General features: G+C 68.5%; 18 protein-coding genes. 8 read left to right on the top strand and 10 right to left on the bottom strand.

Annotated elements, in window-relative coordinates; all coding sequences use genetic code 11:
• The 4 genes from AC3WQR_RS24225 to AC3WQR_RS24240 form a co-directional block, all read left to right on the top strand.
• The coding region (locus AC3WQR_RS24225; protein ID WP_492744164.1) for a tannase/feruloyl esterase family alpha/beta hydrolase at positions 1 to 2601 on the top strand (2601 nt) is incomplete at its 5' end.
• Positions 2598 to 3950, top strand: a complete 1353-nt coding sequence (locus tag AC3WQR_RS24230) for an alpha/beta hydrolase family protein (RefSeq protein WP_492744168.1) — start codon at positions 2598 to 2600, stop codon at positions 3948 to 3950. The genes AC3WQR_RS24225 and AC3WQR_RS24230, both read left to right, overlap by 4 nt.
• 29 nt (positions 3951 to 3979) lie before the next feature.
• Positions 3980 to 4954 carry a tripartite tricarboxylate transporter substrate-binding protein gene (locus AC3WQR_RS24235; protein WP_492744170.1) on the top strand — a complete coding sequence of 325 codons (975 nt, stop codon included), beginning with the start codon at positions 3980 to 3982 and terminating at the stop codon, positions 4952 to 4954.
• A 282-nt stretch (positions 4955 to 5236) separates the two neighbouring features.
• Entirely contained in the window at positions 5237 to 5650 is a 414-nt protein-coding gene (locus AC3WQR_RS24240; RefSeq protein ID WP_159275580.1) for a hypothetical protein, read from the top strand.
• A gap of 82 nt (positions 5651 to 5732) precedes the next feature.
• On the opposite strand, the gene AC3WQR_RS24245 is transcribed toward AC3WQR_RS24240, so the two are convergent.
• Entirely contained in the window at positions 5733 to 6377 is a 645-nt protein-coding gene (locus tag AC3WQR_RS24245) for an O-methyltransferase (RefSeq protein ID WP_492744174.1), read from the bottom strand.
• 81 nt (positions 6378 to 6458) lie between these two features.
• Here AC3WQR_RS24245 and AC3WQR_RS24250 point away from each other — a divergent pair, with 81 nt between their 5' ends.
• Positions 6459 to 7091 carry a TetR/AcrR family transcriptional regulator gene (locus AC3WQR_RS24250; protein WP_492744176.1) on the top strand — a complete coding sequence of 211 codons (633 nt, stop codon included), beginning with the start codon at positions 6459 to 6461 and terminating at the stop codon, positions 7089 to 7091.
• Positions 7092 to 7140: 49 nt separating this feature from the next.
• Here the strand turns inward: AC3WQR_RS24250 and AC3WQR_RS24255 are convergent, their stop codons facing one another.
• The 3 genes from AC3WQR_RS24255 to AC3WQR_RS24265 all read right to left on the bottom strand — a co-directional run bounded on the left by AC3WQR_RS24255 (position 7141) and on the right by AC3WQR_RS24265 (position 9943).
• On the bottom strand, positions 7141 to 8298 hold the full coding sequence (locus AC3WQR_RS24255; protein WP_307694872.1) for an alpha-hydroxy acid oxidase: 1158 nt from the start codon (positions 8296 to 8298) through the stop codon (positions 7141 to 7143).
• 137 nt (positions 8299 to 8435) lie between these two features.
• On the bottom strand, positions 8436 to 9329 hold the full coding sequence (locus tag AC3WQR_RS24260) for a LysR substrate-binding domain-containing protein (RefSeq protein ID WP_070062186.1): 894 nt from the start codon (positions 9327 to 9329) through the stop codon (positions 8436 to 8438).
• Positions 9330 to 9361: 32 nt separating this feature from the next.
• The gene (locus AC3WQR_RS24265; RefSeq protein ID WP_062478023.1) at positions 9362 to 9943 is read right to left on the bottom strand and encodes a TetR/AcrR family transcriptional regulator; all 582 of its coding nucleotides are present in this window, start codon (positions 9941 to 9943) and stop codon (positions 9362 to 9364) included.
• Positions 9944 to 10031: 88 nt separating this feature from the next.
• Here AC3WQR_RS24265 and AC3WQR_RS24270 point away from each other — a divergent pair, with 88 nt between their 5' ends.
• Positions 10032 to 10454 (top strand): nuclear transport factor 2 family protein, encoded by a 423-nt coding sequence (locus AC3WQR_RS24270; protein ID WP_492744179.1) that lies wholly within the window; start codon positions 10032 to 10034, stop codon positions 10452 to 10454.
• 73 nt (positions 10455 to 10527) lie between these two features.
• Positions 10528 to 10971, top strand: coding sequence for a cyanase (gene cynS, locus AC3WQR_RS24275; RefSeq protein WP_095949618.1), 444 nt, complete (start codon positions 10528 to 10530; stop codon positions 10969 to 10971).
• A 14-nt stretch (positions 10972 to 10985) separates the two neighbouring features.
• Here the strand turns inward: cynS and AC3WQR_RS24280 are convergent, their stop codons facing one another.
• From AC3WQR_RS24280 to AC3WQR_RS24295, 4 genes are all read right to left on the bottom strand, one after another.
• The gene (locus AC3WQR_RS24280; RefSeq protein WP_492744181.1) at positions 10986 to 11750 is read right to left on the bottom strand and encodes an SDR family oxidoreductase; all 765 of its coding nucleotides are present in this window, start codon (positions 11748 to 11750) and stop codon (positions 10986 to 10988) included.
• Positions 11751 to 11911: 161 nt separating this feature from the next.
• Positions 11912 to 12514: a Pr6Pr family membrane protein gene (locus tag AC3WQR_RS24285; protein ID WP_492744184.1), complete on the bottom strand. Its 603-nt coding sequence runs from the start codon at positions 12512 to 12514 to the stop codon at positions 11912 to 11914.
• 13 nt (positions 12515 to 12527) lie between these two features.
• Positions 12528 to 12887 (bottom strand): DUF1161 domain-containing protein, encoded by a 360-nt coding sequence (locus AC3WQR_RS24290; protein WP_492744186.1) that lies wholly within the window; start codon positions 12885 to 12887, stop codon positions 12528 to 12530.
• 154 nt (positions 12888 to 13041) lie between these two features.
• Positions 13042 to 15276, bottom strand: coding sequence for an NADP-dependent isocitrate dehydrogenase (locus AC3WQR_RS24295; protein ID WP_492744189.1), 2235 nt, complete (start codon positions 15274 to 15276; stop codon positions 13042 to 13044).
• Positions 15277 to 15443: 167 nt separating this feature from the next.
• Here AC3WQR_RS24295 and AC3WQR_RS24300 point away from each other — a divergent pair, with 167 nt between their 5' ends.
• Positions 15444 to 16250, top strand: coding sequence for a hypothetical protein (locus AC3WQR_RS24300; RefSeq protein ID WP_492744192.1), 807 nt, complete (start codon positions 15444 to 15446; stop codon positions 16248 to 16250).
• A 19-nt stretch (positions 16251 to 16269) separates the two neighbouring features.
• Here the strand turns inward: AC3WQR_RS24300 and AC3WQR_RS24305 are convergent, their stop codons facing one another.
• A complete protein-coding gene (locus AC3WQR_RS24305) occupies positions 16270 to 17583 on the bottom strand; it encodes a CynX/NimT family MFS transporter (RefSeq protein WP_492744194.1) in 1314 nt (437 codons plus the stop codon).
• A gap of 5 nt (positions 17584 to 17588) precedes the next feature.
• The gene (locus tag AC3WQR_RS24310; RefSeq protein ID WP_095949614.1) at positions 17589 to 18269 is read right to left on the bottom strand and encodes a FadR/GntR family transcriptional regulator; all 681 of its coding nucleotides are present in this window, start codon (positions 18267 to 18269) and stop codon (positions 17589 to 17591) included.
• Between the last annotated feature and the right edge of the window lie 106 nt (positions 18270 to 18375).

Genomic DNA, 18375 nt, shown 5'->3' on the forward strand with positions numbered 1-18375 from the left:
CCGCCCCCGCCCGTGCTGCCCGTCGTGGCCTGCGCCGACCTGGCCGGCAAGAGCCTGCCCGCCGCGCTGATCAGCCTGCCCACGCAGGGCGCCACCGTCACCAGCGCCACGCCCGTGGCCGCCGGCGACGCGGGCAACACGCTGGGCGACTACTGCCGCGTGCGCGGCACCATCGCGCCGGTGGACCCGGCTTCGCAGCTCATCCACTTCGCGGTCAACCTGCCCGAGCAGTGGAACCAGAAGACCATCCACTTCGGCGGCGGCGGCTTCGACGGTGTGCTGATCGACGGCACCGAGGTCATCCGCTTCGGCCCCGCCGGCAAGCCCGCGCCGCTGGCGCTGGGCTACGCGACCTACGGCGACGACTCGGGCCACCAGTCGAGCAGCATCACCGACGGCAAGTTCGCGGCCAATGACGAGCAACTGGCCAACTACGGCGGCCAGTCGCTCAAGAAGACGCGCGACGTGGCGCAGGCGCTGGTGTTCGCGCGCTACGCAGTGCAGCCCAGGCACGCCTACTTCCTCGGCACTTCGACCGGCGGGCGCGACGCGCTGAGCTACATCCAGCGCTGGCCGCAGGACTACGACGGCGTGATCGCCAACGAGCCCGCGCTCAACTACACCGGCACGCGCCTGTCGAACGTGGCGGTGGGCCGCGCGCTGTACAACGACGGCGGCAAGGGCTGGCTCAACCTGACGGAGACGCTGCTGGTGCAGAAGGCCGCGATGCAGGCCTGCGACAAGCTCGACGGCGCGATCGACAACATCGTGAGCAATGTGGAGAGCTGCCGCCAGCTCAACACGCAGATCCTCGCGTCGCTGCGCTGCCCCAACGGCGCGGACACGGCCGACACCTGCCTGTCGGACGCGCAGATCGACACGGTGCACGCCATCGAATCGCCGCTGGAGTTCACGACGTACGCGCTGGCCAACGGCGTGAAGCGCGCGGGCGGCTACAACCTGCTCGAAGGTGCGCTGGTGGCCGGCCCGTACACCACGCGCGACCTCGGCACACGCAAGGTGCCGGGCAACCCTGCCACCTCGGCCGACGCCAACATGTACGTCACCGGCGACCAGTGGGTGAAGTTCTTCGTCACGCGCGATGCCGGTTTCAACACGCTGAGCTTCGATCCGCAGAACCCCGGCACGTACACGTCGCGCGTGGCCGAGGTGTCGAAGCTCACCGACGCGACCGACCCGAACCTCGCGCCCTTCTTCGCGCGCGGCGGCAAGCTGCTCATGTTGCACGGCCTGGCCGACGAGGTGATCAGCCCCAACTCGACCATCGACTACTACCGGCAGCTCGTCGCCACGCTGGGCCAGGCCGCGGTCACGCAGAACGTGCGCTTCTATACCGTGCCCGGCATGGGCCACGGCACCGGAAGCTTCATTCCCAACTGGGACTCGCTTGCCGCGCTCGAAGGCTGGGTCGAGGCCGGCCTGGCGCCCGCCACGCCCGTGGCGGTGGACGCCGTGGCCGGCAGCTACGGCCGCACGCGCCCGCTGTGCCAGTTTCCGTCGTGGCCCAAGTACCGCGGCAGCGGCAGCCTCGATGCGGCCGTCAACTACAGCTGCGTGACCGAGGTCGGCGACCCGTTGGCTTGCCCCAACCTGCCGGCGAGCGCAACGCGCTACAAAGGCGGCAACAGCTTCGGCGAGGAACTGCAGGTGCAGATCGACCCGGCCACCCTGGCCTACACCGTCACCATCGATGCGAGCCACGAACCCACGCGGGTCGGCACGCAGCGCAGCGGCTCGCTCGTGTCGCAGGGCAGCTGCAGCTACGCGAGCGGCGAGAGCGGGGCGGTGTTCAGCTTCGGCGCCGGCGGCGTGTTGCTGGGCGGCGTGAACCCGCCGAGCGGCAGTGGCTTCTCGCCGCTGGTGGCGTTCCAGAACACCTTCCAGAATGTGTCTCCGTCGACGGACTTCCGCAGCGTGTCGCTGATCTTCAACGCGGCCGGCGTGGAACAGCTCGGCGCGGGCACCACGGCGGCGTTCTCATCGGCGGGGCGGCTGCGCAATGCGGGCACCTTCCAGTTCTGCCGCAGCCCGGCGTCGAACAGCTTCATGACCTACGACCAGACCTGCAAGAACACCGAGAAGGGCTACCTCCGCTACAGCACGGCGCGCGGCGCCTTCGACATGTACACGACCTCGACCTCGTCGAGCGGCACCGCCGAGACCGAGGGCGGCACGCTCACCGGCTCGGTGGTGATCGGGCTGGTCAACGGCGTGTCCACGCCGCTGTACCTGCGGCGCGTGGCCACCGCCGTGCCGGCGGGCGACACCAGCAGCGGCGCAGCCACCGTCATCCAGCCGGGCCTGCGCCTGCTGGCGGTGCAGCAGACGCTGATGCCCGGTGCGGCCGACGGCAGCTTTGCCATGGCCAGCGTGAAGGGCGAGAGCCGCGAGGCCACCGTGGTCGGCACGGCCTTCAACCTCGGCGGCGCGGCCACCACGCTGGGCTACGACACGCCGGTGCTCGGCGTGGCGCAGGCCGGCGCCGGCCGGCCGGGCCATCTCATCTTCAACAGCGGCGTCGTGGCCTTCGTCACCACCGATGGGGCGAACGCGACGCTGGACCTCGGAGTACGCCATTGAAAAAATACCTCTCGCAACTTGCCGCCTTCGCTTGGCTGGGCGCCGCGCCGCTGCTGTCCGCGCACGCGGCACCCGCCACCGCGCCCAAGCCCACGGCCTGCCCGTCGCCCGTGCCGGAGAGCGCGCGCTGCTACACCGGTGAAGACGGCGTGGGCTCGTTCTACTGGATCGCCATTCCGAAAGACTGGCAGCGCGGCGTGCTCGTGATGCACGCGCACGGCGGGCCCGAAACCGGCGCACCCAAGCTCGCGCGCAGCGAGGAAGACCTGAAGCGCTGGGCCGTCACCGTGAAGGCCGGCTATGCCTGGGCCGGCTCCACCTACCGGCGCGGCGGCTACGGCGTGACGATGGCGGCGCAAGACACCGAGCGGCTGCGCCAGATCGTCGTGCGCCACTTCGGCACGCCCCAGCGCACGCTGCTGCATGGGCAGAGCTACGGCGCGGGCGTGGCGGCGAAGGCGGCCGAGCTCTATGCGCCGGTGGGCGATGCGAAGTCGCCCTACGACGGCCTGCTGCTCACCAGCGGCGTGCTCGGCGGCGGCAACAGCGCCTACGACTTCCGGCTCGACCTGCGCGTGGTGTACCAGTACGTCTGCCGCAACCACCCCAAGCCCGACGAGCCGCAGTACCCGCTGTGGATGGGCCTGCCGATGGACGCGAAGCTCACGCGCAGGGACCTCGCGGCGCGCGTCAAGGACTGCACCGGCGTCGGCACGCCGGCCGCGCAGCGCACGCCCGAGCAGGCGGCGCGGCTGAAGACGATTCTCTCGGTCGTGAAGATCCCCGAGCGCTCGCTCGTCGGCCATCTCAACTGGGCGACGTGGCTGTTCCAGGACCTCGTGCAGCAGCGCCTGAAGGGCCGCAACCCCTTCGGCAACATCGGCGTGGTCTACAGCGGCTCGAGCGACGATGCGGCGCTCAACGCCGGCGTGCTGCGCTACGCCGCGGACCCGCAGGCCCAGGGCGCGCTCGCGGCCGACAGCCAGCCCACCGGCCGCACCTCGCTGCCCACCGTCGGCCTGCACGCCATCGACGACCCGACGGCGTTTGTCGAACTCGAGAACGCCTACCGCCGCATCCGCGATGCGGCCGGCACCGGCGGGCACCTGGTGCAGAGCTTCAGCGCCGAGCGCGAGCACAGCTACCTCAGCGATTCGGAATACCCCGCGCTCTTCGGCGCATTGCTCGACTGGATCGACAAGGGCGAGAAGCCCACGCCCCAGAGCCTGGCGCAACGCTGCGTGGCGCTCATGCCGCGCTACGACACCGACGGCAAGAACGGCTGCCACATCCAGCCGGAGTGGCAACCACCCACGCTCGAAAGCCGCGTGCCTTCGCGCGCGCCCTGATTTTCTTTTTGACCTTGACGGAGACTTCCATGAAAAAACTGTTCGCCCTCGCGGCGCTGGCCCTTGCTGTATGCGCCCACGCGCAAGACTTTCCCGCAGGCAAGCCCGTGACCATCGTCGTGCCCTTCGCGGCCGGCGGTCCGACCGACCGCGTCGCGCGCGATCTCGCCGAGGCGCTGCGCAAGCCGCTGGGCGGCGCCAGCGTCATCATCGACAACGTGCCCGGCGCGGGCAGTTCCATCGGCGCGGCCAAGGTCGCGCGCGCCAATCCCGACGGCTACACGCTGCTGCTCAACCACATCGCGATGGCGACCGTGCCGACGCTGGTGCGCAACGTGCCGTTCAAGGTCGAGACCGACTTCGAGTACCTGGGCATCGTCAACGACGTGCCCATGACGCTCATCGCCAAGCCCAGCCTGCCGGCCACCAACTACAAGGAACTGACCGCCTGGATCGCCGCCAACAAGGGCAAGATCAACCTGGGCAACGCGGGCATCGGCTCGGCCGCGCACCTGTGCGGCCTGCTCTACCAGAGCGCCACGAAGACCGAGATGACGCCCGTGCCCTACAAGGGCACGGCACCCGCCATCACCGACCTGATCGGCGGCCAGATCGACCTCCTGTGCGACCAGAGCACCAACACCTCGCCGCAGATCGAGGCGAAGAAGGTCAAAGCCTATGCCGTGACCACGCCCAAGCGCCTGACCACGCCGCTCTTGAAAGACCTGCCCACGCTCGACGAGGCCGGCCTGAAGAACTTCCAGGTGACGATCTGGCACGGCCTGTACGCGCCCAAGGGCACGCCCGCGCCGGTGCTCAAGAAGATCAGCGACGCGCTGAAGGCGGCACTGAAGGACGCCGACTTCATCAAGCGCGAGGAAGCACTCGGCGCCGTGGTCGCCACCGACGGCCGCATCGAACCCGAGGGCCACAAGAAGTTCGTGGCGGCGGAGATTGCGAAATGGAGCCCGATCATCAAGGCGGCGGGGGTGTACGCGGACTGAGGTTGTCGGCTGGCGTCAGCCGCCCGGTGCGACGGACTCTCCGCTCCATCGGACGCGCGACGCCTGTAGGTGATGCCGCATGGCCGCGGCTGCCACTTGCAGACCGCGTGTCACCAGCGGGAGGTAGATCGTCTCTTGCTTCACGAACGCCGCTTCCCAGGCCCGCGGGGTTTCCGTGCGTTCGCTCATGTGCGGCGAGATCGGGTTGTGCACGCGCAAGTTGGGGCACCAGCCAATGTGTCACGCTATGCTGTCGCCCCCATAACCAGGAGCGAAGAGCGAATGAAATCTCGTTGGAAGATCTGGGCCTCGATCACGGCCTTGATGGCGATATCGGGCTGCACGCAGTATCCGATCGCAATGACGGCTGAGACGTTCGAGACCATCATCGAGGGGCGCTATGACCCGAGCAAACAAGGGCTTCTCGCCGACTGCATCTTCGACGGATGGGACACGGTGATGAATTACGCAGCGTTTTCTCAGGCAAGGCTCGTCAAGCGTGCATGGGGCTACCGGGTAGATTCCATCTCAATGACCAACAAGCTGATGGCTGCGGAATTGCGAGACGATGGAATCGTCACCATCTCGCGCATGAAGGAGCGGCGCATGGTCACCACGCTGGTACCTGAGACCACCGCCGCAACCGCTTGCCTCACTCGCTATGGCGCGACCTTCTCGAAGATCGGCGGCCCGTAGGATCACGAGAGACCATCGAGCTGCCGACGACCCCTCGTTTTTTTATTGCAATCTCTCTTCGATGGAGGTTGCGAAAAAAGCCTCACCCCAACCGCATCGACAACTCCACGTCACCGCCGAACGGCACCGACAGATACCCGCTGTCAGGCGAGCGCACGCGCGCCAGGTACTCCGGGCTGTGGTCGGCGTTGTCCGCCACGATCAGCACGCCCGGCCGCAGGCGCGGCTCGACCAGCGCCAGCACGTCGGGGTAGAGCGCCTTCGCGCCATCGAGCAGCAAGAGGTCGATGGAGGCTGGCAGGTCGACGGCCAGCGTCTGCAGCGCATCGCCTTCGCGGATCTCGACCAGGTCGGCCACGCCGCCTTCGGCCAGGTGCGCGCGCGCCCTGGCGACCTTCGTGGGCTCGAACTCGCTGCCGATCAGGCGGCCGCCGCCGTTGTCGCGCAGCGCCGCGGCCATGTACAGGGTGGACAGGCCGAAGGAGGTGCCGAACTCCACGATGTGGCGCGCGTTCGTGCTGCGCGCCAACTGGTACAGCAGCACGCCGGTCTCGCGCGACACCGGAAGCCACAGGTCCTTGAGCCGGCTGTAGAGCGCGATGTACTCGGTCTTGCTGTGCATCAGCCGGTGGCGTTCCTCCGGACTGACGTCGGCGATGGCCGGGCTGGCCTCCTGGAACAGGCGGTCCAGCAAGGGCGCCAGGGGTGCGGTGGTCAAGGTGGTCACGGGGTTCTTTCGTGTGAAAAGCAGATGGGAAATACTATGAAGAACCCTTCATGTTTTCCATTCGCGTTCCGCCACGCTCCCATGATCGATCGTCGAAGCACCCCGATCTCCTCTCGCAGGCAGCCCAAGCAGGCGCGCTCGGCCGACCTTCTTGGGGCCATTCTTCAGGCAGCCATTCAGGTTTTGGCGAAAGAAGGCGTGCGCCGCTTCACGACGACGCGCGTGGCCGAACGCGCGGGTGTGAGCGTGGGGTCGGTGTACCAGTACTTCCCGAACAAGGCGTTGATCCTGTTCCGCTTGCAGAGCGATGAATGGCGGCAGACCACGGAGTTGATGCGCGGCATCCTCGGGGACACGCAGCGTCCCGCGTTGGAGCGCCTGCGCCTGCTGACGCATGCGTTCGTGCGCTCCGAATGCGAAGAGGCCGATGTGCGAACGGCGCTCGACGACGCCGCGCCGTTCTACCGCGACGCACCCGAGGCACAAGAGGTGCGCGCCGCCGGTGACGAGATCGTCCGCGTGTTCATGCAGGAGGCGCTGCCAGCGGCTTCCGATGCCACGCGCCAAATGGCAGGCGACCTGATCGTGGCGACGCTCAGCGCCGTGGGGAAAGAGTTCTCGGAGCGCCCCCGCACCGACGCCGAGATCGAGGCCTGGGCGGGCGCGATGGCCGACATGTTCTGCGTCTACATGGAAAGCCTCGCGTCGCGCTGAGCACTCCGCGCCGAATCGGCCCGCCCTCGACGGGGCCTTCAGCCGCCCCTCAGAACGTCCCCGGCAACAGGATGTCCGACTTCACATCGTCGATCTGCGTGCGACCGCAGAAGGCCATCGTGATGTCCAGTTCCTTGTGGATGATCTGCAGTGCGCGCGTCACGCCTTCCTGGCCGTAGGCGCCCAGGCCGTACAGGAAGCTGCGGCCGATCAGCGTGCCGCGCGCGCCGAGCGCGCGGGCCTTGAGCACGTCCTGGCCGCTGCGCACGCCGCCGTCCATCCACACCTCGATCTGGCTGCCCACGGCATCGGCGATGGCCGGCAGCGCGGCGATGGAGGACGGCGCGCCGTCGAGCTGGCGGCCGCCATGGTTCGACACGATGAGCGCGTCGGCGCCGCTGGCCACGGCCAGGCGTGCGTCTTCCGTGTCCATGATGCCCTTGAGGATCAGCTTGCCGCCCCAGCGCTTCTTGATCCATTCGACGTCCGCCCAGCTCAGGGCCGGGTCGAACTGTTCGGCGGTCCACGACGACAGCGACGACAGGTCTTTCACGCCCTTGGCGTGGCCGGCGATGTTGCCGAAGGTGCGGCGCTTGGTGCCCAGCATGCCCATGCACCAGCGCGGCTTGGTCGCCAGGTTGATGAGGTTCTTGATCGTGGGCTTGGGCGGCGTCGACAGGCCGTTCTTGATGTCCTTGTGGCGCTGGCCGAGGATCTGCAGGTCGAGCGTGAGCTGCAGCGCCGACACGTTGGCGGCCTTGGCGCGGTCGATCAGGCGTTCGATGAAGTCGCGGTCCTTCATCACGTAGAGCTGGAACCAGAAGGGGTGGCGGTCGGTGTTCTCGGCAATGTCTTCCAGCGAGCAGATGCTCATGGTCGAGAGCGTGAACGGAATGCCGAAGGCCTTGGCCGCGCGCGCGCCCAAAATTTCGCCGTCGGCGTGCTGCATGCCGGTCAGGCCCGTGGGCGCGATGGCCACGGGCATGGCGACCTCCTGGCCGATCATGGTGGTGCGGGTGGAGCGGCCTTCCATGTTCACGGCCACGCGCTGGCGCAGCTTGATCTTCTGGAAGTCGCTCTCGTTGGCGCGGTAGGTGCCCTCGGTCCAGGCGCCGGAGTCGGCGTAGTCGTAGAACATCTTCGGCACGCGCCGCTGGGCGATCGCCCGCAGGTCTTCGATGCAGGTGATCTTGGAAAGGTCGGGCACGGGGGAGTCTCCTGGCTGGTGTTATGGGGGGCGCGGCGGGCTGCGGCCTGTGTGGGCCACGGCAGCGCCGGGGGTCGAGTCTGCAGGGGAAACGCGCCGGCGACCTGAAAAAAGCCCACACCCCGGCTGAAAATTATTCAGCCCGGCTCGCGCAGCGCCTGGCGCAGCCATTCGACGAAGGTGGCGCATTCCCAGCGTTCCATGGTGCCGGGGCGCCAGCACAGGAAGTAGGCGTTGGGCGAGGGCGCGCTGTGCGGCGACAGGCGCACCAGCCGGCCGTTGTCGAGCCAGGCGCGGCCCAGCCGCAGGTGCATGAGGACCACGCCGAAGTCTTCGGCGGCCGCATCGAGCGCCAGGCCCAGGTCGTTGAACTGGTGGCCCACGGCCGGCTCGGGAAGGCCGATGCCGCAGGCCTTGAACCAGATGCGCCACGACTCCAGCGGCGTGCGCAGCATCTGCACGCGCGCCACCTCGGCGTCGGTCGAGAAGTGCTGCTCGAAGGGTCCGTGGCGTTCCAGGTAGGCCGGGCTGCACACCGGCGAGACGTCGTCGGCCAGCAGTTGGCAGAACTCGCGGTCGTGGAACGGGCCGGTGCCGAAGCGCAGCTCGATGTCGGCGTCTTCGGCCGTGAAGTTGCGCACCGGCATGGTCACCTGCAGCATCAGCTCGATGGTCGGGTAGGCGTCGCGAAACTCGGCCAGCCGGGGCAGCAGCATCTGGCGCGAGAAGGTGGGCGTGACCGCCACGCGCAGCCGCCGCACCTGCGACGCGGGCTCGCGCCCCGGCACCTGCTGCAACGCCGCAATGGCCTCGCGCACGCGCGCCAGGTAGGCCACGCCGTCGGCGCTCAGGCCGAAGTCGTTGCCCGTGAAGAGCTTGAGCTCGAGCTGCGTCTCGAGCTGGCGGATGCGGTGGCTCACGGCGCTGGGCGTCACGCTGAGCTCCTCGGCCGCCAGGTTCACGCTGCGCAGCCGCGCGACGGCCTCGAAGGCCTGCAGGCCCTGGGTCGAGGGGAGTCGCGTCGATGCCATGTGTTTCTTGGAAGGGAGTGAGCGATGCGATGTTATCGAAGGGCGACCAGCGCATCGAGCAGCCGCCGCAGGTCGTCGACCGCCTCGCGCGCCAGGGCCGCATCGCCCATCTGCGCCTTGACGATGGCGCCGTCGACGCCGAGCGCGGCCGCCTGTGCAACGGCCATGCGTTGCGGGCCGTCGGGCAGCAGGCCGGCGATCACCTCGACCATCTCGCGCTTGTGCTCGCGCGCGATGTCGGCGGCGCCGGCCACGCTGGCCCCCACTTCCACCACCGAGTTGATGAAGGCACAGCCCCGAAACAGCGGGTCGGCGAACCACTCGGCCATCACGTCGGCCAGCACCGGCAGCGCCTGCCCCTGCGCGATGCGTTGCTGCGCGTCGCGACGGCCCAGCGCATCGACGAACCAGGCCATCCACACGCCGTGCCGGTGGTCGAGAAAGGCGCGCACCAGGTCGTCCTTCGACGGAAAGTGCCGATAGAAAGTGACCTTGGTGACGCCCGACGCGGCGATCACGCGGTCGATGCCCGTGGCGCGGATGCCATCGGCATAGAAGAGCTCGTGCGCCGTGAGCAGGATGCGCTCGCGCGCGGGCAATGCAGAGATGTCCATGCGGCGATTGTAGGCATGTAGACAGGTCTGTCTACTCGTGGCACATTGCGGACCTTCATCACTTCATTTCTTTGACTGAAAGACCGCCATGGAATCCCGCCCGCCGCTGCCGCCCTTCACCCTCGAATCCGCCCTCCAGAAAGTCCAGGCCGCCGAAGACGCCTGGAACTCGCGCGACCCCGCGCGCGTGAGCCTGGCCTACACGCCCGACACCGAATGGCGCAACCGCGCCGACTTCGTCAACGGCCGCGCGCAGGTGGTGGCGTTCCTGTCGCGCAAGTGGGAGCGCGAGCACGACTACCGCCTGAAGAAGCAGCTGTGGGCCTTCATGGACAACCGCATCGCGGTGCGCTTCGAATACGAATGGCACGACGCCGCGGGCCAGTGGTTTCGCAGTCACGGCAACGAGAACTGGGAGTTTGCGCAGAACGGGTTGATGCAAAGGCGCTACGCGAGCATCAACGACCAGCCCATCGCGGAATCGGAGCGCAAGTTCCGCTGGGAGCGCTGAGGCGCAGGGTGCGGCAACGGGCATGCCTGTTGCTTGCCCTGTCGCATCCCTTCATACCCAGGAGCCAAGCCGCATGAACCGCAACGACGTCACCGAGAAGATCATCACCGTGAAGGTGTCCAAGGGCATCCAGTGGGCCGACGTGGCCAAAAAGGTCGGCCTGTCGAAGGAGTGGACCACCGCCGCCTGCCTCGGCCAGATGACGCTCGATGACAAGCAGGCCAAGGTCATCGGCAAGATCTTCGGCCTCACGCCCGAGGAGCAGAAGTGGCTCCAGGTCGTGCCCTACAAGGGCTCGCTGCCCACGCCCGTGCCCACCGACCCGCTGATCTACCGCTGGTACGAGGTGGTGAGCGTGTACGGCACGACCATCAAGGAACTGATCCACGAGGAGTTCGGCGACGGCATCATGAGCGCCATCGACTTCAGCATGGACATCCAGCGCCAGCCCGACCCGAAGGGCGACCGCGTCAACGTGGTGCTGTCGGGCAAGTTCCTGCCGTACAAGAGCTACTGACGTTCGGCGTTCAGTCAGTACACCGGCGCCGCGGGCTTCGGCCGCGGCGTCGGGGCCGGGCGCCAGCCGGGGCCGGCCATGCCGTAGCGTGCGCCCTCGATCGCACCCGCAATGGCACGCGCCACGCCGTCGACCGGCGTCGTCAGCCGCCGCCGCGTGCGCATGCGCTCGAAGGCGTAGCTGTCGGCGATGCGCTCGGCCAGCGGGTCGGCGGCCTCGGCCACGTCGGGGCTCACCAGCGAGACGTGCACGCGCCCCGCGTGTTCCCGCCGCAGCCCTTCGGAGATCGACTGCACCGCGTACTGCGTGCCGTGGTACACGGCCGAGTCGGGCGTGGCGCCGCCCATGGCCACCGGCGCGACGTTGACGATGTGGCCCCAGCCCTGCTCCTGCATCGTGGGCAGCACGGCCGCCACGCCCAGCAGCATGCCGCGCAGGTTGACGTCGATCATCAGCTCCCACTCCTCGATCTTGCGCTGCCACAGCGGCGACAGCGGCATCACGCCGGCGGCGTTCACCAGCACGTCGATGCGGTCGTGCGTGTCGAGGGCGAACTCGGCAAAGGCCTCCATGTCGGGCCGGTGCGTCACGTCCAGCCGCCGGAAGCTCGCCGAGCCGCCGGTGGCATTGATCTCGGCAGCGAGCGCCGCGAGCCGTTCGGTGCGGCGCGCGCCGAGCACCACATGGGCGCCGCGCCGCGCGAGCCGCCGCGCCGTCGCCTCGCCGATGCCGCTGCTGGCGCCGGTGACGAGAACCACTGTGTCCTGGATTGCACTCATACAAAACTCCTCATGCGGGTCGATGCGCCACGGCGCGAAGGGTGCGCCGGGCATGCAGAGGAGTCTCGGGCCGAAGGGGCCGGAGGCGGTATCCGGATCGAACGAGGTTTTTGCCTGATCCTGCGAAATGCAGAAACAGGCGGGTCGTGCGCGGGGCCGCGTCAGGCGCGCCGGCCCAGCCGGTTCCCCAACGCCAGCAGCCCCCATCCCGTCAACCCGAAGGTCAGCGCGATGCCTGCTGCGTAGAGGGCCACGCCGCCGTAGCCGCCCACGTTGGCGGGGTTGAGGAAAGGGTAGGGGTACCAGCCCGTGCGGCTGCCGCGCACCAGCGTGTAGACCAGGTAGGCCATCGGGAAGACCAGCGTCCACAGCAGTTGCCGGCCGCCGAGGCGCGTGCGCGGCGGTTGCAGCAACCAGTCGAGCAGCACGACGCACGGCATGACGTGGTGCAGCAGCGTGTTGATCCACGGCCGCAGCGCGCCGAGGTCGACGTCGCGCAGCAGCAGCGAGAAGACGATGCCGACCACGACCATGTTCACGGCCGACAGGGCGCGCAGCCCCTCGTCGGGCCCCGTGGACGCCGGCCGCCAGAGGCGGCGCGCACCGAGCACCAGCACGATGGCCGCGAGCAGGTTCGAGAGGTTGGTGAAGAAGCTGAAGAAGTTGACGACGTCGAAACCCATGCGGACATGGATCGCCAGCTGCCAGCCGATCGCCACGAGGGTCAGCAGGCCGAAGAAGAGGCGCAGGGCGGACCAGGCCATGGGATGCCGGCCCTCAGGGCCTGCAGCTGCCGCCCATGGACACCGAGCCGTCCTTGCATTCGGTGAGGATGGGCTCGCCGCGCGATGCGGGCGCCGAGGTGGCGCTCGGGGCCGGCGAGGCCGCGCCGCCTTCGCGCTGGTAGACGATCTTCTTCGTGCCCAGCTCGCAGCTGCCCACCACCTGGCCGCTCGCCGTGGCGGCGGCATCGACGGTGACGACGCTGAAGTTCGTCACGCCCGACGCGGCGATCTTCGCTTCGATCTGGGCGCGCAGCGTTTCGCAGTTGCTCTGAGTAGGGCTCTGGGCATGGGCGCCGCCGGCGGCCATGAGCAGGGGCCAGGCGGCGGCAATAGCAAGCCAATGGCGTTTCATGAGGGGCCTGCCTTTCTTTCTTGCGTGCAGTGGGGGCGGGAGAAATCGGAGTCTAGTCGCGCACAAAGACCAACGGCCCGCCGCGCGAGCGACAGGCCGTTGGTGTGGGCACTTCCGGGCCTGGTCAGGCCCGGAAAGGTGCAACGCAGCGGAATCAGACCGCCGGTGCCAGCACCGCGTTCAGCGTGGCGCTCGGGCGCATCACGGCTTCGTACTTCTTCGGGTCGGCCAGGTAGTAGCCGCCGATGTCCACGGCCTTGCCCTGCACGGCCGCGAGTTCGTCGACGATCTTCTTCTCGTTGGCGGTGAGTGCCTCGGCCAGCTTCTTGAACTTGGCCTGCAGCTCCTTGTCCTCGGTCTGCGCGGCGAGTTCCTGGGCCCAGTACATGGCCAGGTAGAACTGGCTGCCGCGGTTGTCCAGCTGACCGGTCTTGGGCGACGGGTTCTTGTTGTTGTCCAGCAGCTGGCCGGTGGCGGCGTCGAGCGTCTTGGCCAGGATCTTGGCCTGCGCGTTGCCGGTCTTCAGGCCCAGGTCTTCCAGGCTCACGGCCAGCGCGAGGAATTCACCGAGCGAGTCCCAGCGCAGGTGGTTTTCTTCCACCAGCTGCTGCACGTGCTTGGGGGCCGAGCCGCCCGCGCCGGTCTCGTACATGCCGCCGCCGGCCATGAGCGGCACGATCGACAGCATCTTGGCCGAGGTGCCCAGTTCCATGATGGGGAACAGGTCGGTCAGGTAGTCGCGCAGGATGTTGCCGGTGGCGCTGATGGTGTCCAGGCCGCGCACGACGCGCTCCAGCGTGTAGCGCATGGCGCGCACCTGGCTCATGATCTGGATGTCCAGGCCCGTGGTGTCGTGCTCGTGCAGGTACATCTTGACCTTGGTGATCAGCTGCGCCTCGTGCGGGCGGTAGGCGTCGAGCCAGAACACGACCGGCATGCCGGAGTTGCGCGCGCGGTTCACGGCCAGCTTCACCCAGTCGCGGATCGCGGCGTCCTTGACCTGGCACATGCGCCAGATGTCGCCCTTCTCCACGTCTTCGCTCATCAGCACTTCGCCGGTGTCCAGGTCGGTGATGTTGGCCACGCCGTCTTCGGGGATCTCGAAGGTCTTGTCGTGCGAGCCGTACTCTTCGGCCTTCTGGGCCATGAGGCCGACGTTGGGCACGGTGCCCATGGTCTTGGGGTCGAAGGCGCCGTGCCACTTGCAGAAGTTGATGATCTCCTGGTAGATGCGGGCGAAGGTCGATTCGGGCATCACGGCCTTGACGTCCTTCAGGCGGCCGTCGGCGCCCCACATCTTGCCGCCGTTGCGGATCATGGCGGGCATCGAGGCGTCCACGATCACGTCGTTGGGCGAGTGGAAGTTGGTGATGCCCTTGGCCGAGTCGACCATGGCCAGCTCGGGGCGGCCTTCGTGGCAGGCGTGCAGGTCGCGCTTGATCTCGTCCTGCGTGCTCTGGGGCAGCGTGGCGATCTTGTTGTACAGGTCGACCATGCCGTTGTTGACGTTGATGCCCAGCTCGTCGAACAGCTTGCCGTGTTTCTCGAAGGCTTCCTTGTAGAAGATCTTCACGCAGTGGCCGAACACGATGGGGTGCGAGACCTTCATCATGGTGGCCTTCACGTGCAGCGAGAACATCACGCCGGTCTTGTGCGCGTCTTCGATTTCCTTTTCATAGAAGGCCAGCAGCGCCTTCTTGCTCATGAACATGGAGTCGATGATCTCGCGGTCGAGCAGGGCGACCTTGGACTTGAGCACGATGGTCTTGCCGCTCTTGGTCAGCAGTTCCATCTTGACGTTGCGCGCGCGGTCCAGGGTCATGGACTTTTCGCCGTGATAGAAGTCGCCGCCGTGCATGTGCGAGACGTGCGAGCGCGAGGCCTGGCTCCACTCGGCCATGCTGTGCGGGTTCTTGCGGGCGTATTCCTTCACGGCGCGGGGCGCGCGGCGGTCGGAGTTGCCTTCGCGCAGCACGGGGTTCACGGCGCTGCCGGTGCACTTGTTGTAGCGCGTGCGGATGTCCTTGTCCTCGTCCGAGGTCGGGTTCTCCGGGTAGTCGGGGATCTTGTAGCCCTTGCCCTGCAGTTCCTTGATGGCCGACTTGAGCTGCGACACCGAGGCGCTGATGTTGGGCAGCTTGATGATGTTGGCTTCGGGCTTGAGCGTGAGCTTGCCCAGCTCGGCCAGGTTGTCGGGCACCTTCTGGTCGTCGCTCAGGAATTCGGGGAACTCGCCCAGGATGCGGGCGGCCACCGAGATGTCGCTCGTCGTCACGTTGATGCCGGCCGGAGCCGTGAAGGCGCGCACGATGGGCAGGAAGGCGTAGGTCGCCAGCAGGGGCGCCTCGTCGGTGAGGGTGTAGACGATGGTGGGTTGCTTCGTGCTCATGCGCTTGCTTCCGTAGGTTCTGGGTTGTCGAGAGGGCTGAAATTTCATTGGGCGAAATGGACTTTCGCCGGAGCCCCCCATTGTCGCCCGGTCGGGCCGGGGCGCGGCCGGAGAAACCCCGATGACCCCTCTGCCAGGGCTTCCCGCGATGGCTACCATTGCGCCCCATGAAAAAGCTGCCTCTTGCCGGGATCGTCGGTCTTCTCGCGTCGCTGCCGGCCGGCCCCGTGCTCGCCGCGCCTGCCGCGCAGGTCTTCGTGGCCGTCAAGGCGCCCGAGGCCGTCGACGCCATGTGGCGCGCCCACCTGTGCGCCTTGCTGCCGCAGCCCTGCGATGCGCAGGCGCTGAAGCTGCATCGCCCGCGCGACGGCGGCGCACCCGACGACTACCTGCTCACCTCGGAAAAGCCCCTGGCCATGGCCCGCCTGAAGCGCGACGCCGGCGCCGGTGGCTGGCAACTCGCGCAGCTGCACGATTTCTCGACCTACGTGGCCTCGCAGCAGCGCGACCGCCCCAGCACCGACCCCGAGCTGCACCTGGCCCTCGCGCCGGTGCTCTACCCGCTGGCCGAGGGCCGTTGGGCCGTGGCCGTGACCCAGCACGAATCGGAAAGCTATTCGGGCGGCGGCGCGTCCTATGTGACGGCCGACTTCGTGCCGCTGGACACGCCGCCCGGGCAGCGCGCCAAGGCCGCGCGCGAGGGCATCCCGTACTGGTGCTCGCGGTCGATCCGCGCCTGCTTCAGCGAGAAGGAATACAAGACCTCGAAGCACTGCCACGACGAAAGCCGCGGCAGCTTGCGCATCGCCTACGACGCGCCGGCGAAGGCCGGCGGTCCCTATGTGTGGCGCTACACCTGGCTGCAGAGCGAGTGGCCGGCGCACACGGGGCCGGCCGGCAACAAGCGCACCAGCGTCGACTTCACGGACGACAGCGCGCAGAAACCGACCGCCTGCGACGGCGGGCTGCAGTAAGCAGGCAGCAGACTGCGGCTCAGTGCCGCGGCACCGTCACCGCGCCCACGTGCAGCGTGCGCCCTGCGCCCAGCCCCGCCATGACCAGCACCACGCCCAGGCCGACGAACAGCCACGCCGAGGCGCGGAAGTTGCCGGTCCAGCCGTGCAGCAGCCCGGCCAGCAGCGGGCCGAAGGCCGCCACCATGTAGCCCACGCCCTGCGCCATGCCCGACAGGTGAGCGGCAATGTGCGAATCGGGCGAGCGCAGCACGATCATCGTGAGCGCCAGCGCGAAGGTGCCGCCCTGCGAAATGCCCAGCACCACGGCCCAGGTCCACATGCCGCCGGGGGCGTCCAGCGGCGCGAACAGCATGGCCAGCATGGCCGCCACCGTCATCGCCGACAGCACCACCGCCAGCGCGCGCTGGTTGCGCAGCTTCACGGCCAGCGCCGGCACCACCAGGCAGGTCACGACCTGCGTCATGACCGACAGCGACACCACGTAGCCGGCCATTTCGCCGCTGAGCCCGCGCTCGCGCAGGATCGGCGCCAGCCAGCCCATCACGATGTACGCCAGGGCCGACTGCAGCCCCATGAAGAAGGTCACCTGCCAGGCCAGCCGGTCGCGCCACAGGCCGCGCACGGTGAAGCCCGATTCGCTCGCCACCGGCTTGAGCGGCAGCGCCTGCGGCGCCCAGATGAACGTGACCAGCGCGGCCGGCACGGCCCACATGGCGAGCGCCAGCGTCCAGCCGCCGCCCAGCGCGTGCTCCAGCGGCACCGTCAGGCCCGCGGCGCTGGCGGCGCCGCCGCACACGGCCATGGTGTACAGGCCCATCATCAGCGCGGCCTGCTTGGCGAAGTCGCGCTTCACCAGGCCCGAGAGCAGCACGTTCGACACCGCGATGCCGCTGCCCGCGATGGCCGAGGCCAGAAACAGCAGCGGGATGTTGCCGGTGCCGCGCAGCACCGTGCCCACGCCGATCAGCACCATGCAGCCCAGCAGCGTGCGCTCGGTGCCGAAGCGGCGCCCGAGCCAGGGCGCCATCGGCGCGAACACGCCCAGGCAGACGATGGGCAGCGTGGTCAGCAGGCTGGCGGCGGTGGCCGACAGGCCGGTGGCGCGGATGATTTCCGGCAGCACCACCGACAGGCTGGCGAACACCGGGCGCAGGTTGAAGGCGATGAGCACCACCGTCAGGCCCAGCAGCAGCCGGCGGCCCCGGCTGGGCGTCGGCGTGGGGCGCGGCGCGGGCAGGCTGTCGACTTCGGCGTCGATCAGCAGTTCTTCGGCGCCCGATGGCGCCGCCTGGGTGCGCGCGACGGTGGCAGCACCCGTGGGCAAGGTCATCGCGCTCATGCCGTGCCCAATGCGAGCGCGTTGAGCGTCGGCGCCATCAGCTCGCGCACGGCGGCGGCGGCGCGCTCGGGGTCGCGGCTGGCAATGCCTTCGACGATGGCGCGGTGCGCCGCCTCGTCGGGCTCGGGCAGGCTGGCGCTCAGCGTGCTGGCGATGGTTTCCTTGATGTAGCCGGTGATGAAACGGCAGGTCTCGACCAGCGCCAGGTTGCCCGACACATCGACGATGGCCAGGTGAAAGGCCAGGTCGCGCTCGATGAAGGCCGCGCCGCCGTCGGCCAGGTCGGGCTGGCCGCGCTTGTCGAGCAGGGCGTTCAGCCGGCGCAGGTCTTTCGCGGTGTGGCGCACGGCGGCGAGCCGGGCGGCCTCGACCTCGAGCGCGCGGCGCACCTCGAACTGGTCGCGCAGGCTGGCCAGGCGCAGCTTCTGCAGGCTGGCCGAGGGGTCGAAGCCCGAGCGCACGTAGGTGCCCGAACCCTGCCGCACCTCGAGCAGGCCGCGCGACACCAGCGTCTTCACCGCCTCGCGCACCGTGCCGCGGCTCACGCCCAGCAGCTGCGCCAGCTGGGGCTCGATCGGAATGCGCGAGCCGATGGGCCAGCGGCCCGCCGCGATTTCGGTGCGGATGCTGTTCGCGGCGGCGTCGGCCAGGGAGGTGCGGGGCGGTTGGACGAGCATGGGATCAGGGCGACTTATTCATTCAATGATTGGATGAATTTAACCATTGTCAAAAAGACGCGGTCGGCGGGAGGGGCATGAAGGCGGCGCGGCGGGTGTCCGGCCG

The sequence above is a fragment of the Variovorax sp. FW305-3-2-15-B-LB1 genome (assembly GCF_058787635.1).